The organism is Oceaniglobus roseus, assembly GCF_002869745.1.
GTDB classification, from domain to species: domain Bacteria; phylum Pseudomonadota; class Alphaproteobacteria; order Rhodobacterales; family Rhodobacteraceae; genus Oceaniglobus; species Oceaniglobus roseus.
Genome location: NZ_PNOS01000012.1, coordinates 41,458 through 54,078 on the forward strand (window position 1 = coordinate 41,458; position 12,621 = coordinate 54,078).

Annotated in this window: 10 protein-coding genes and 1 pseudogene; 5 read left to right on the top strand and 6 right to left on the bottom strand. The window is 73.7% G+C overall.

Going from position 1 to position 12,621, the window contains the following annotated elements; translation table 11 throughout:
* Positions 1–33 precede the first annotated feature (33 nt).
* The 4 genes and pseudogenes from A7B20_RS07995 to A7B20_RS08015 form a co-directional block, all read right to left on the bottom strand.
* Positions 34–315, bottom strand: coding sequence for a glucose-6-phosphate isomerase (locus tag A7B20_RS07995; RefSeq protein WP_102108043.1), 282 nt, complete (start codon positions 313–315; stop codon positions 34–36).
* 34 nt (positions 316–349) lie between these two features.
* Positions 350–769: a CBS domain-containing protein gene (locus A7B20_RS08000; protein ID WP_102108044.1), complete on the bottom strand. Its 420-nt coding sequence runs from the start codon at positions 767–769 to the stop codon at positions 350–352.
* Positions 770–822: 53 nt separating this feature from the next.
* Entirely contained in the window at positions 823–1,080 is a 258-nt protein-coding gene (locus tag A7B20_RS08005; protein WP_102108045.1) for a helix-turn-helix domain-containing protein, read from the bottom strand.
* Positions 1,081–1,281: 201 nt separating this feature from the next.
* Positions 1,282–3,945 (bottom strand): annotated as a pseudogene (locus A7B20_RS08015) (erythromycin esterase family protein).
* A gap of 134 nt (positions 3,946–4,079) precedes the next feature.
* On the opposite strand from A7B20_RS08015, the gene A7B20_RS08020 reads away from it, so the two are divergent.
* The gene (locus tag A7B20_RS08020) at positions 4,080–4,610 is read left to right on the top strand and encodes a universal stress protein (protein WP_157937629.1); all 531 of its coding nucleotides are present in this window, start codon (positions 4,080–4,082) and stop codon (positions 4,608–4,610) included.
* A gap of 52 nt (positions 4,611–4,662) precedes the next feature.
* Here the strand turns inward: A7B20_RS08020 and A7B20_RS08025 are convergent, their stop codons facing one another.
* A complete protein-coding gene (locus A7B20_RS08025; RefSeq protein WP_245866696.1) occupies positions 4,663–5,385 on the bottom strand; it encodes a BON domain-containing protein in 723 nt (240 codons plus the stop codon).
* 29 nt (positions 5,386–5,414) lie between these two features.
* The gene (locus tag A7B20_RS08030) at positions 5,415–8,090 is read right to left on the bottom strand and encodes a bifunctional acetate--CoA ligase family protein/GNAT family N-acetyltransferase (protein WP_102108050.1); all 2,676 of its coding nucleotides are present in this window, start codon (positions 8,088–8,090) and stop codon (positions 5,415–5,417) included.
* Between the two features lie 195 nt (positions 8,091–8,285).
* Between A7B20_RS08030 and A7B20_RS08035 the strand changes: the two genes are divergently transcribed.
* From A7B20_RS08035 to A7B20_RS08050, 4 genes are all read left to right on the top strand, one after another.
* Positions 8,286–8,792: a flavodoxin family protein gene (locus A7B20_RS08035; protein WP_102108051.1), complete on the top strand. Its 507-nt coding sequence runs from the start codon at positions 8,286–8,288 to the stop codon at positions 8,790–8,792.
* Positions 8,793–8,884: 92 nt separating this feature from the next.
* Positions 8,885–11,578, top strand: a complete 2,694-nt coding sequence (locus A7B20_RS08040; RefSeq protein ID WP_102108052.1) for a cation-translocating P-type ATPase — start codon at positions 8,885–8,887, stop codon at positions 11,576–11,578.
* The gene (locus A7B20_RS08045; protein ID WP_157937630.1) at positions 11,575–11,889 is read left to right on the top strand and encodes a phasin family protein; all 315 of its coding nucleotides are present in this window, start codon (positions 11,575–11,577) and stop codon (positions 11,887–11,889) included. The genes A7B20_RS08040 and A7B20_RS08045 overlap by 4 nt, the downstream gene beginning before the upstream one ends.
* Positions 11,890–12,029: 140 nt before the next feature.
* Positions 12,030–12,605: an NAD(P)H-dependent oxidoreductase gene (locus A7B20_RS08050; protein WP_102108054.1), complete on the top strand. Its 576-nt coding sequence runs from the start codon at positions 12,030–12,032 to the stop codon at positions 12,603–12,605.
* The last annotated feature ends 16 nt before the right edge of the window (positions 12,606–12,621 follow it).

Below are 12,621 nucleotides of genomic sequence, written 5' to 3' on the forward strand. Positions count from 1 at the left end.
TGTCCCGACCGGGCATTGCAGGCGCTCGCGGCCCTAGCGCGGGCAGCGCCGGGTGTAGTACCTGCCGTCGCCGTAGGCATAGGCGCAGTCGCCGGTGGCGCTGTTCTGCGCCACCAGCGTGCCCGCCGCGGCCCCGAGCAGCGCGCCGATGATCAGCCATTCGTTGCTGGCGTTCAGCGCCTCGGCGGTGATCAGGCCGACGGCGGCCCCGCCGGTCAGCCCGACCGCCGTGCGCTGCCCGGTGGTCATGTTCTCGCAGGCGGGCAGCACGGCAAGGCTGAGCGCGGCGGCGGTCAGCAGGGGGCGGACGGTCATGGCTTGGCTCCTCGTCGGGGTGGGGGCGGCGCGCTCAGGCATGGTGGTCGGCCACGGCGTGCAGGATCTCGCCCGAGAGGTCCCGCCCCGCCGAATGGGCGATGTCGCCGAGGCTCAGCATCCCGACCAGCCGCTTGTTGTCGTCGATCACCGGCAGGCGGCGGATCTTCTTCTGGTCCATCAGGTGGATCGCGTCCTCGACCGTCTCGGTCGTGTGGCACCAGACGATGCCCTTGGTCATCACCGCGTCGGCCCGGGTCTTCGCGGGGTCGAGCCCGCGGGCCACGACCCGGATCGCGATGTCGCGGTCGGTCAGCATCCCGATCAGCCTGTCGTCCTTGCCGATCGGCACCGCCCCGATGTCGTCCTTCTCCATCATCCGCGCGATCTCGATCACCGGCGTCTCGGCGCTGGCCCAGTCGGCCCGCGGGTGCATGGCTTTGGCTACCTGCATCACATCCTCCTTGCTCTGCATGGCGGGCAGGATGACAGGCCGCGGTCGCCCCCTCATTGACGGGGGACAATCACAGGCGCAGCGCGCGGCCGGCAGAGACGGCGCGCGCCCTGTCCGCGACGGCGCAGCCCTTCGGCTGCGCGGCGGGCGCGGCGTTGCGCGCGGCGCGCACCGTGGAGGGTGTGCGCGGCGCGCACGGTGGAGGGCGACACGCCGAAATAGCGGGCGATCTCGGTCTCCGTCAGCCCGAGGTCGTCGAAGGCGGCCACCGCTTGCGCCGGCCAGGGGCCGAGCCGATCGATCCTGTGCATTGCTGGTCTCGCTCCGTTGTTGCGGGACTGTCCGGGAAGGGGGGCGCCGTGGATCCGCGGAGCTCCCCCTCCGGCGGCGGCCTTGCACGGGCAACATCGGCAGGCGGCGGGGCGAGGGCATCGTCGACGATCGACGTCGCACCGCCGGAGTTCGGGGGTCGGCCGGGGCCCGCCGCCCTCCGGCGGATCGCCGCGCCCGGCTCAGAGGCCCGAGGGATAGGTCTCTTCCTCGCCGACCGACATCTGCTCGGGCAGGGGGACCACGGCCGTGGTCGTGTCGAACCAGACGAAGGCATCGTACTGGTCCGCGAGACTGGCCTGCGAATAGTGGCTCCAGCGCTCGGGGTCGGGCCGGTAGATCACGCCGATGTAGCGCTCGAGCCGCGGCTCGGACAGCGCGCGGCGCAGGTCCGCGGGCAGCCGCGCCAAGTCTAGCAGGTACCGTTCGACCCCGGCGGCGTGGAGCAGCGCCTCGTGACTGCCGGGGCGCGACGGGCGCACCGTCTTGATCTCCATCGGCGCGTCCCAGTCCGAAGCCGCGGCGACGGTGCCCGCATGGGTGCCGAAGCCGACCAGCGCCGCCTCGGCGCCGAAGCGTTCGCGGCAGAGCTGGCCGATGTTCAGCTCGCCCCGCGCCTGGCCCATGTCGGTGAACCGGGCGTCGCCGATATGCGAGTTGTGCGCCCAGACCACCGCCTTCGCCCCGGCGCCCGCGTTCTCCAGCAGCCGTTCCAGCGTGTCGAACATGTGCCGGTCCCGCAGGTTCCACGAATCGGCGGCGCCGAGGTACATCACCCGGTAATACCGCTCGGCGCTGGCGATCAGCCGGGCGTTCTGCGCCGCATCGAAGAAATCCTCGCCGTCGCGGGCGCTGTAGGGAAAACGCTTCTGCAGCAGGTCGAGCAGCATCCGCGTCACCGGCGCCTCGCACAGCGCATAGCCGCGGCCGACCGAGGTGCGTCCGTAGGCGGCAAGCTCGTGCGACTAGGGCGCAAGGCAGCCATAGCGCACCCGCGCCTCGGCCGCCGCCTGCGGATCGACCCGGTCGAGATAGGCGAGCACCGCCGCGATCGAGGCGGTCATGCTGTAGAGGTCCAGACCCCGGAACCGGACCTGCCGCGCCGCCGGGCGCCCGGCGTTGTGGCGCTGCTGGACGGTCACGAAATCGTCCACGTCGCGGTTGCGCCACATCCAGGTCGGGAACCGCGTAAACGGCGGCGGCAGCCCCGCCACGGCGGGCTTGCCGCGGATCCTGCGGTCGATCGCGGCGGCGTCGGGCCAGTCCGCCTCGACCGCGACGATGGTGAAGCCGTGCTTCTCGATCAGGCGCCGGGTGATCGCGGCCCGGGCGCGGTAGAACTCGAAGCTGCCGTGCGAGGCTTCGCCCAGCAGCACCACCCGGCGACGTCCCAGCTCCTCGAAGGCGTCGGCGAAGCCCGGATCCTCGGGCGCGGGCAGGGGCGTCAGCGCCTTGCGGAGGGTGGCGAGGACCGGAGGCACCCCGTCGGCACGCGGCGACCGAGGCGTGGCCGGCGCGGGAGGGGCCGGAAGGCCGGGTGTTGCCGGGGCCAGGTGATGCTCGAACCAGCTTGCCGCGAGGTCGGCGGCGGCTTCCAGCGTGCCGGGCTCCTCGAACAGGTGGCCCGCCCCCGGAACGATGTCCAGCCGCTTCTCGCAGGCCAGCGCCGCAAGCGCCTGGCGGTTCAGCTCCAGCACATGGCGGTCCGCGCCGCCGACGATCAGCAGCGTCGGCGCGCGCACCTCGGCCAGCCGCGCCCCGGCCAGGTCGGGACGCCCCCCGCGCGAGACGGCGGCGCCGATCCGACCGGGCAGCTCCGCCGCCGCGAGAAGCGCGGCGCCCGCCCCGGTGCTGGCCCCGAACAGGCCGAGGGGCAGCTCGGCGATGTCCGGCTCTCCGGCGATCCAGCCCGTCGCGGCGACCAGCCGCTCTGCCAGCAGGGGGATGTCGAAGACGTTGCGCCGGTCCACCTCCTCGGCGGGATCGAGCAGGTCGAGGAGCAGGGTCGCGAAGCCGCGCCGCTCCAGCACCGCGGCGACCGCGCGGTTGCGCGGGCTGAACCGGCTGGATCCGCTGCCATGGGCGAACAGGACAAGCCCGCGCGCATCCGCCGGAACCCTCAGGTCCCCGGCAAGGCCGAGGGGCGGGATGACCACCGCGCGCGTCGCGACCGCGGCCGCGCTCTCGGCCCCCTGCCAGGCCTCGCGCAGAAGGCCGATGGTCTCGGCATCGCTCAACTGGTGGAAGTCGCGGTACCAGGCGCCGACCCCGGTGAAGGCGGGATCGGGCACCAGGCATTCGACCCGGTCGGCCAGCGCCCCGATCTCGTGCAGCGTGTCCGCGGGGGCCACCGGAACGGCGACGATCACCCGCGCCGCCTTCCTGCGCCTTAGGTATCCGAGCGCCGCCTTCACCGTCGCTCCGGTCGCCAGCCCGTCGTCGACGACGATGGCCGTGCGCCCCGCAGGATCCACCGGCTTGCGCGCGCCGAGATAGACCGCGCGCCGCCGCTCCAGTTCCGCCAGCTCCGCGGCGCGGGCGCGGGCGAGATAAGTCTCGTCCGCCCCCGAGGCCCGCAGCACGGCCGGGTTCACGATGGTCTCGGCCGCCTCGCCGTCGACCACCGCACCCAGGGCCACCTCCGGCGCGCCGGGGGCGCCGATCTTGCGCACGAAGATCAGGTCCAGCGGCGCGCGCAGGGCCTTCGCGATCTCGGCGGCCACCGGCACGCCGCCCCGCGGCAGGGCATAGACCACGGGAGACTCCAGCGGCAGCCGGGTCAGCCGCACGGCCAGGCGGCGCCCGGCATCGGCGCGCGTCTCGAAGGGATCGAACGAATGTTCCATGCCCCCAGACTGCCGCCCGCCCGTCGCGGCGCATTGACGGCGCGCAAGCCCGCCACCGGCGTTGACGCCCGTCAATGCGCCCGATGGCCCGCGCGCCTACGCCGGAGCGGTACTGGCGCCGGGGGAGGACGGTGATGGCGACGCAAAGGATACTGGCCGCGACCGACGGCTCGGAAATGGCCAACCGCGCCCTCGACCTCGCGGTGGAGATATCGGTGGCGCTGCACTGCGACCTCAGCATCGTGCACGTGCTGATGCACGGCCGTCCGGCGGAGGAGATCAAGCGCATGGCGGATATCGAGCGGCTGGTCGCCGCGGCGCCTGCGGGCCTCGCGCTGGCCTCGCCCGCCGTGCCCGCCTCGGTCGCCGAGCTGATCGCCGCCGCCGAGGCGGAGTCGCGGGGGCTGAGGCTGATCGAGATCATCGGCGAGACGACGCTGCGCGACGCCGCCGACCGCGCCATGGCCCGCGGCGCGACCAACCTGCGCACCCACCTGGCCGACGGCGATTACGCCGACGAGATCCTCGACGCGGCCGAGACGGACGGGGCGCGGATGATCGTCCTCGGGTCGCGCGGGCTCGGCCGGTTGCGCGCGGCGGTCCTCGGCAGCGTGTCGCAGAAGGTCGCCCATCACGCCACCTGCGCCGTGCTGCTGGCGAAGTGAGCCGAATGCCCGGCGGCGGAGGCCATCCCCCGCCGCCCTGCGACGTCCGGCGTCAGACCGAGACCGCGATGTGGTCGTCCACCTTCACCACGCCCGGCGCGGCCCAGGCCGCCCGCTCGGCCGCCTGCCGTTCGGACCAGGTCCGCACCTTGCCCTCCAGCTTCACCGTGTGGTCGGTCACGCTGACGCTGATCTGGTTCGCCTCCAGCTCGGCGTCGCGGCGCAGCGCCTTCTCGATGCGCTGGCGGACGTCGGTCGGACTGACCGCGGGTTCGATCTCGATCAGGTTCACCAGCCCCTTCACCCCTTCGAGGTTGTGCAGCGCCGTCTCGGCCTCGACCTTCTGGTAATGCCACTTCACCTTGCCGGTCAGGGTCATGTAGCCGTCGCTGACCTTGATCTGGACCGCGTTCGCGGGAATCCCGCTGTGCCAGCCCAGGACGTTGACCGCGTGCTTGGCGATCTCGTCGTCGGCGGTGGTGTGGGTGCCCATCGGCCGCACCTCGATCTCCTGGGCGATGGCCTTCACCCCCTTCACGCGGCGCACGATGGCCTCGGCCGTGCGCTTCTGCGCGAAGGTGGGCACGTGGCCGGTCAGCGTGACCGTGCCCTTCTCCACGGCCACGCCGATGTGGGCCGCATCTATGCTGGGGTCGAACTCCAGCTCTTCTTCCACAAGCCGTCTCAGGTCGATGTCCATCTCGTGCTCCTCGGGTTGACGCCGACGGGTGTCGGGTTCGCCGCCGAGTGTCGCGTCGCCGGGGCTGCGCGACATTGACGGCTGTCATCGCGCCGCAGTCCGGCTCAGCCGAGATCCATCTCCATCTCCACCACCGTCGCGTCCTCGCCGCCCGTCTCGGTGAACCCGAGGCCGCGGCAGAAGTCGCGCATCCCCGTGTTCTCGCGCAGGACGGTGCCGATCATCCGCCGCAGACCGGAGCGCCGCGCCTCGGCGATCAGCGCCTGCATCAGCCGTCGCCCCACGCCCCGGCGCTGCCAGTCCTCGGCCACGACAAGGCCGAAGGCGCAGGTCTCCCGGTCGGGGCAGAGCGCGTAGCGCGCCACGCCCACCTGCGTCTCGTCCCCCTCGCGCAGCGCGAAGGCGACGAGGACGAGGGCGCGGCGGAAGTCCACCTGGGTGAAATCGGCCAGCATGGCCGGGCTCAGCTCCTGCACCGCGCCGAAGAAGCGCAGCCGCTTCGCCTCGGCCCCGAGGGTGCGGACGAAATCCGCCTCGCTCTCGGCATCCTCGGCGCGGATCGGCCGGATCCGGACCGTCGCGCCATCGTCCAGCCGTTCCAGGTGATCGAGCCGCGCGGGATAGGGCGCGATGGCCAGGTGCGGCCCCGCCGTCCCCTCGGGCGCGACCGAGATCCGGGCATCGAGCGCCAGCGCCCCCTCCGGCCCGGCGAGCAGCGGGTTGATGTCCAGTTCGGTGATCTCGGGCAGGGCGGTGACGAGGTCGGAAAGTTGCAGCAGCGTCTCGATCACCGCCTCCATGTCGGCGGGCGGCAGGTTGCGGAAGGCGCCCAGCAGCCGCGCGGCGCGGGTCCGCTCGACCAGGCGGCGGGCCAGCACCGCGGTCAGCGGCGGCAGGGCGATGGCCGTGTCCGCCAGCAGCTCGACCTGCGTGCCGCCCAGGCCGAAGGCGATGGCGTCGCCGAACACCGGGTCGCGCGACATCCCGAGCAGCAGTTCCCGGCCATGGGCGAGCCGGGCCATCGGCTCGATCGTGACGCCCTCGATCCGGGCCTCGGGGCGCAGGCGGCGCGCCCCGGCGACGATCTCGTGGAAGGCGGCCTCCGCCGCCGCCCCGTCGGCGATCCCGAGCCGCACGCCGCCCACGTCCGACTTGTGGCTGATGTCGGGCGACTGGATCTTCAGCGCCACGGGAAAGCCCACGCCGGCGGCGAGGGCCGCCACGTCCTTCTCCTCCGTCGCAAGCACGCTGCGCAGCACCGGGATGCCGAAATCCGCCAGCACCGTGCGCGCCTCGGCGGGGGAGAGGCTCTTTCTCCCCGCCGCGACCGCCCTCCGCACCAGGGCACGGGCGTGGTCGGGATCGCCGGCGGCGCGGGTGCGCGGGCCGGGCACCTCCTTCGCCAGCTCGCCGTTATGGCGATGGCGCGCGAGGAACGAGAACGCCTCGACCGCACGCTCGGGCGTGGTGAAATCCGGCACCCCCGCCGCCGACAGTGCCGCCCGCGCCGCCTGGACCGAGCTTTCGCCCATCCAGCAGGCCAGCACCGGCTTCGACGGCGACCGGGCCGCGGCGGCGATCACCGCCTGCGCGCAGGCCCCGGCATCGGTCATCGCCTGGGGCGTCAGCATCGCCAGCACCCCGTCGAAGGCGGGATCGGCCAGCGCCGCGGCGACGGCGGCCTCGAACTGTGCCGCGCTCGCGTCGCCGATCACGTCCATCGGATTGGACCGCGACCAGTTGGCCGACAGCTGCCGGTCCAGCGCCGCGACCGTGGCCGCGGACGGCGGCGGCAGGTGCAGGCCAAGGTCGGTCGCGCGGTCCGCGGCCAGCACCCCCGCGCCGCCGCCGTTGGTGACGACGCAAAGCCGGTCGCCGGTGGCCCGCCGTCCCGCCGCCAGCATCTCGGCCGCGGCGAAGAGCTGACCGAAGGTCTCGACCCGGACGGCGCCGGCGCAGGCGAGCGCGGCATCGAACACCGCGTCGCTGCCCATCATCGCGCCGGTATGGGTCGCCGCCGCGCGCGCCGCATCGCCGCCGCGCCCGCCCTTCAGCACCACCACCGGTTTCAGCCGCGTGGCATGGCGTGTGGCCGAGATGAAGGCCGCGCCGTCGCGCACGCCCTCGACATAGAGCAGGATCGCGCGGGTCTTCGGATCGTCGGCCAGGAACTCGATCGCGTCGCCGAAGCCGATGTCGAGCGCATTGCCGAGCGAGACGAGGGCCGAGAAGCCCAGGTCGTTCGGCCCGGCCCAGTCCGAGATGGCCGAGCACAGCGCGCCCGACTGCGACACCAGCGCCAGGTTGCCCTTCGGCGTCGCGGCCTTGAGGAAGGTCGCGTCGAAGTCGTGCCAGGGGCGCACCAGCCCCACGCAGTTCGGCCCGAGCAGGCGCACGCCGTTCTCGCGCGCGACCCGCACCACCTCCTGCGCGAGGCCGGTGCTGTGGCCGCCCTCGCCGAAGCCGGCCGAAAGCACGATGGCATGACGCGTCCCGGCCGCCGCGCACTCCGCGATCAGGGCGGGGACGGTGCGGGCCGGCGTTGCGATCACGGCGAGGTCCGGGGCCGGGCGCAGCCCGGCGATGTTGGCGGCGCAGGGCCGGCCGAGGACGCTGTCGTGCTTCGGGTTCACCGCCCCGACCGGCCCGGCGAAGCCCGACGCGACGAGCTTCTCGAACACCATCCGCCCGACGCTGCCCTCGCGCGGGCTTGCGCCGATGACGGCGACGCTCTTCGGGTTGAACAGCGGGGCGAGGGGATGGGTCGTGGCCTGCGTCATCTGGGGCGCTCCTTGGAACCGTGTCACCCCCCTATGGGCCAGGCCGCGGGCGGGCGAATTGATCGACGTCAAGGCCGCCCGTTCCGGCGACTTCGGCAAGCGGCGGCCCTGCGGCGGATGTCATTGACGGCGCGCAATGACACCTGCGCCGCACGCATCTAGACAGGGTGTCGCGCGCGCGAACGGAGACACGCGATGACACGCTATGCCAAGCCTCTCGTGGTGTTCTACTCCCATTCCGGGCACACGCGGGATGTTGCCGAACGCTTCGTCCGCCTCTCCGGCGCCGACCGGCGGCAGCTGTCGCCCGCGCGCTACGACATTCCGGTACTGTGGACGGTGCAGGCGATGTTCGACGCCGTGACCGGGGCGGAGCCGCCGCTGCCCAATCTCGGGCTCGGACTGGCCGGGGAGCGGCGCTGGGTCGTCGTCGCCGGGCCGGTCTGGGCAGGCCGGCTGGCGGCGCCGCTGCGCCCGGTGCTGCGCGCCCTGCGTCCCGTCGACGTGCCCGTGGGCCTGCTGCTGACCTGCGGCAGTCCGAAGGGCGCCCCGGGCGCGATCCGCAGCGCCGAACGGGTGCTTGACCGCCCCTTCGCAGCGACCGCCTTCGTCGCGAACGGCGAGCCGGCGTCGGACGACACCGATGGCCTGAACGGCTTCCTTGCCCGGCTGGACGAGGCCCGGTCCCTGGTGCTGCTGTAACGGTGGCCCCGTCTCAGTCCACGTCTCAGTCCCCGCCTTGCGCGGCGTCCGCGGGTGCGGAAGCCGGGCCCCCGGACGGCCCTCTGTCCGAGTTGCAGGCCACGGCCCATGCCCTGCGCGCGCAGGATGTGGCGGCGCGCCTGTCGGTTTCGCCCGCGACGGGCCTGAGCGAGGCCGAGGCACTGCGCCGCGCCGCCCGCTTCGGCGAGAACCGCCTGCGTGCCCAGGCGCCCGCCAGCCTGCTGTCCCTGCTCGGCCACCAGCTGCGCAGCGTCATCGTCTGGCTGCTGTCGGCGGCGGCGCTGGTCTCGGCGCTGACCGGCGAGGGGGCCGAGGCGGCGGCGATCGCCGTGGTGCTGCTGCTGAACGGCGCGATCGGCTTCGCGACCGAGCTGCGCGCCGCCCGCGCGATGGAGGCGTTGCGCCACTTCGCCGAGGTCCGCACGCGGGTGCGCCGGGACGGGCGCGACCGGATGATCGACGCCCGCGCCCTCGTCCCCGGCGATCTCGTCGTGCTCGAGGGCGGCGACATGGTGACGGCGGACCTGCGCCTGGTCTCTGCCTCGCAGCTCCAGTCCGACGAATCGGTGCTGACCGGCGAATCGCTGCCCCGCTCGAAGGACGCTGCGCCGGTGGCGCGCGCGGCGCCGCTCGGGGACCGCACCGGGATGCTCTACAAGGGGACCGCCGTCACCCGGGGCAGCGGCACGGGAATCGTGACCGCGACCGGCATGGAGAGCGAGCTGGGGCGGATCAGCCGCCTGATCGACACCGCGGGAGCGGGGGCCACGCCGCTGGAACGGCGGCTCGACTCCCTTGCCCAGACCTTCCTGTGGCTCACGCTGCTGCTTGCCGCGGGGTCGGTCGCGGCCGGCATCCTGCGCGGCCACGACGCGGCCGACATGCTGCGCACCGGCGTCGCGCTGGCCGTGGCCGCGATCCCCGAGGGGCTGCCGGTGGTGGCGACCCTCGCGCTGGCCGGGGGGATGCGGCGCATGGCCCGCCACCACGCGCTGATCCGGCGGCTGTCAGCGGTCGAGACGCTGGGCGCGGCCACGCTGATCCTGACCGACAAGACCGGCACCCTGACCGAGAACCGCATGAGCGTCGTGCGCTACCTGCTGGCGGGCGGCGATGCCGACCCGGCCGAGACGGTGCCGCCCGCAATGGCGCAGCCCCTCTCCCAGGCGCTGGCGGTCGGGGCGATGTGCGGCACGGCGGACCTCGGCCCCGACGGCAGCGGCACCGGCGACGCGATGGAACTGGCGCTGCTGCGGGCGGCGCGGGATTTCGGAGACGGCGCGCCCGCCACGGCGCCGCGCATCGCCGAGCACGCGTTCGACCCGGCGCTGCGGCTGATGGCGACGGTTCACCCCGAGGCCGACGGCGTGGTCTTCGCGGTCAAGGGCGCCCCAGAGGCGGTGCTCGCCGCCTGCGGCAGCGTGCTCGGGCCCCGCGGGGCCGTGCCGCTGGACGACGCGGGGCGCGCCGGATGGCTGGCGCGGGTGGGGGCGGCGGCGGCGACCGGGCTCAGGACGCTGGGGCTGGCGCTGAAGCGCGGCGGCGATCCCGGCGCGCCGCCCTACGAGGGGCTCACGCTGATCGGCTTCGCCTGCCTCGCGGACCCGCTGCGACCCGGCATACCGCAGGCCATCGCCGAGTGCCGGGCGGCCGGGGTGCGGGTGGTGATGGTCACGGGCGACCATGCCGCCACCGCCCTCAGGATCGCGCGGGATGCCGGGATCGGCGAGGACGGGATCGTGGCGGTCGAGGGGCAGGCGCTGGAGGCCCTCGGCCGGACGCCGCCGGACGAGGGCCTTGCCGCCCGGCTGCGCGAGGCCGCCGTGATCGCGCGGGTCTCGCCCGAGGCGAAGCTGGCGCTCGTCGCCTTCCACCAGGCGCGGGGCGAGGTCGTCGCGATGACCGGCGACGGCGTGAACGACGCGCCCGCGCTGCGCCAGGCCGATATCGGCGTCGCCATGGGGCGGCGCGGCACCCAGGTCGCGCGCGAGGCGGCGGACATGGTGCTGGAGGACGACGACCTTGCCACGATCGTCGTGGCGATCCGCCAGGGCCGGGTGATCTTCGGCAACATCAGGAAGTTCATCGTCTACCTGATGTCCTGCAACCTCAGCGAGATCCTGGTGGTGGCCCTCGCCGTCGGCTCGGGCCTGCCGATGCCGCTTCTGCCGTTGCAGCTGCTGTTCCTGAACCTCGTCACCGACGTCTTTCCCGCCTTCGCCCTGGGTCTCGGGCGGGGCGACGGGCACGAGATGCGCCGCCCGCCGCGCGACCCGGGCGAACCCTTCCTCGGGCGGCGGGAATGGCTGCGCATCGCCCTGCTCGGCGCGGCGCTGACGGCGGCGACCCTCTTCGCCTTCCTGCTGGCGCTGTTCGCGCTGGACCTGCCGCAGGGGCACTGCGTGACGGTGGCCTTCCTGACCCTCGCGCTGGCGCAGCTCTGGAACGTGTTCAACATGCGCGACCCGGCGACGCGCCTCCTGCGCAACGACGTGACAGCCAACCCCGGCATCTGGGGTGCGCTCGGTCTCTGCCTCGTCCTGCTGGCGCTCGCCGTCCTGCTGCCGGGGCTGGCGGGGATCCTGCGGCTGCCCTTCCCGGGCGGCGCGGGGCTGGCGCTGGCGCTCGGGGCCAGCCTGCTGCCGCTGCTGGCGGCGCAGCTGGTCCTCGCGCGCGGAGCCGGCCGCGCATTGACACGGATCAAGGCGGGGCGGGGCGACGGGAGGCTAGAACTGAAAGACAGCCACAACAGGGGAACCGGATGAACAAGGCAAGACACGACCGCAGCGGCATGACGCGACGCCCCTGGCCAGTAACGCCCGAAGCCTGGCCGCTGGCGGGGGCGGCGGAGGCGTGGATGGATATCGGCAGCGAGGCCTGGACCTTCTGGGCCCACCGCCTGCGCAAGGACGTCGAGACCCAGCACGCCCTCCTGCACAGCCGCACCCCGTTCGACGCGCAGGTGATCCTGGCCAAGCATTTCCACAACGCGATGGAGGACTACCACCGCGAGGCCGGGCGGCTCGTGCAGCTGCTGCATGTCGTGCCGGGCGCCGCGGTCCTGATCGAGGAATAGCCGCCCCTGCACCCACGGGGGCGGGGCCGCGATGGCCTGCGGGGACCCTCCGCCGCCGAGGGGCGCGTTGACGGCGGTCAATGCGGGATCCGGACGCCCTGCCATCGTGGCAAGGGGCCGCACCGGAAGAAGGAAGCTCGATGACCTCGATCCTCGTCATCGTCGCCCACCCCGACGGCGCCAGGGGCCACTACTGCGGCGCCCTCGCCACCGCCTATGCCGAGGCGGCACGGGCCGCCGGGCACACGGTCAAGGTGCTCGACGCGGGGGCCGAGGCGGTGCCGTTCCTGCACTCGCGCAGCGAATGGGAGACGGGCGACCTGCCGCCCTTCGTCCCGGCCGCACAGAAGGCGATCCGCGCCGCCGATCACCTGGTCTTCGTCTACCCACTCTGGCTCGGCGCGATGCCGGCCAAGCTGAAGGCCTGGCTGGAGCAGGTCATGCGGCCCGACTTCATCGGCGCCACAGGCTCCGGCCGGTTCCAGCGGAGGCTCAAGGGCCGCTCGGCCCGGGTCGTCGTGACCATGGGGATGCCGGTGCCGGTCTACCGCTTCTGGTTCGGCGCCCATTCCCTGCGCAGTTTCGAGCGCAACATCCTGCATTTCGTCGGCATCGCGCCGGTGCGCTGGTCGCTGATCGGCAATGTCGAGGGCAGCGCCGCCCACCGCGCCCGCGCCCTCGCGCGGCTTGCCGACCTGGGGCGGGCGGGGCGGTGACGGCGCGCGGGCCTCG

Coding starts and splice junctions, on each gene's coding strand:
- A7B20_RS08035 (WP_102108051.1), top strand. CDS start 8,286: ATGACACGCTATGCCAAGCCTCTCGTGGTGTTCTACTCCCATTCCGGG.
- A7B20_RS08050 (WP_102108054.1), top strand. CDS start 12,030: ATGACCTCGATCCTCGTCATCGTCGCCCACCCCGACGGCGCCAGGGGC.
- A7B20_RS08020 (WP_157937629.1), top strand. CDS start 4,080: ATGGCGACGCAAAGGATACTGGCCGCGACCGACGGCTCGGAAATGGCC.
- A7B20_RS08000 (WP_102108044.1), bottom strand. CDS start 769: ATGCAGGTAGCCAAAGCCATGCACCCGCGGGCCGACTGGGCCAGCGCC.
- A7B20_RS08030 (WP_102108050.1), bottom strand. CDS start 8,090: ATGACGCAGGCCACGACCCATCCCCTCGCCCCGCTGTTCAACCCGAAG.
- A7B20_RS08005 (WP_102108045.1), bottom strand. CDS start 1,080: ATGCACAGGATCGATCGGCTCGGCCCCTGGCCGGCGCAAGCGGTGGCC.
- A7B20_RS08025 (WP_245866696.1), bottom strand. CDS start 5,385: ATGTCGCGCAGCCCCGGCGACGCGACACTCGGCGGCGAACCCGACACC.
- A7B20_RS07995 (WP_102108043.1), bottom strand. CDS start 315: ATGACCGTCCGCCCCCTGCTGACCGCCGCCGCGCTCAGCCTTGCCGTG.
- A7B20_RS08045 (WP_157937630.1), top strand. CDS start 11,575: ATGAACAAGGCAAGACACGACCGCAGCGGCATGACGCGACGCCCCTGG.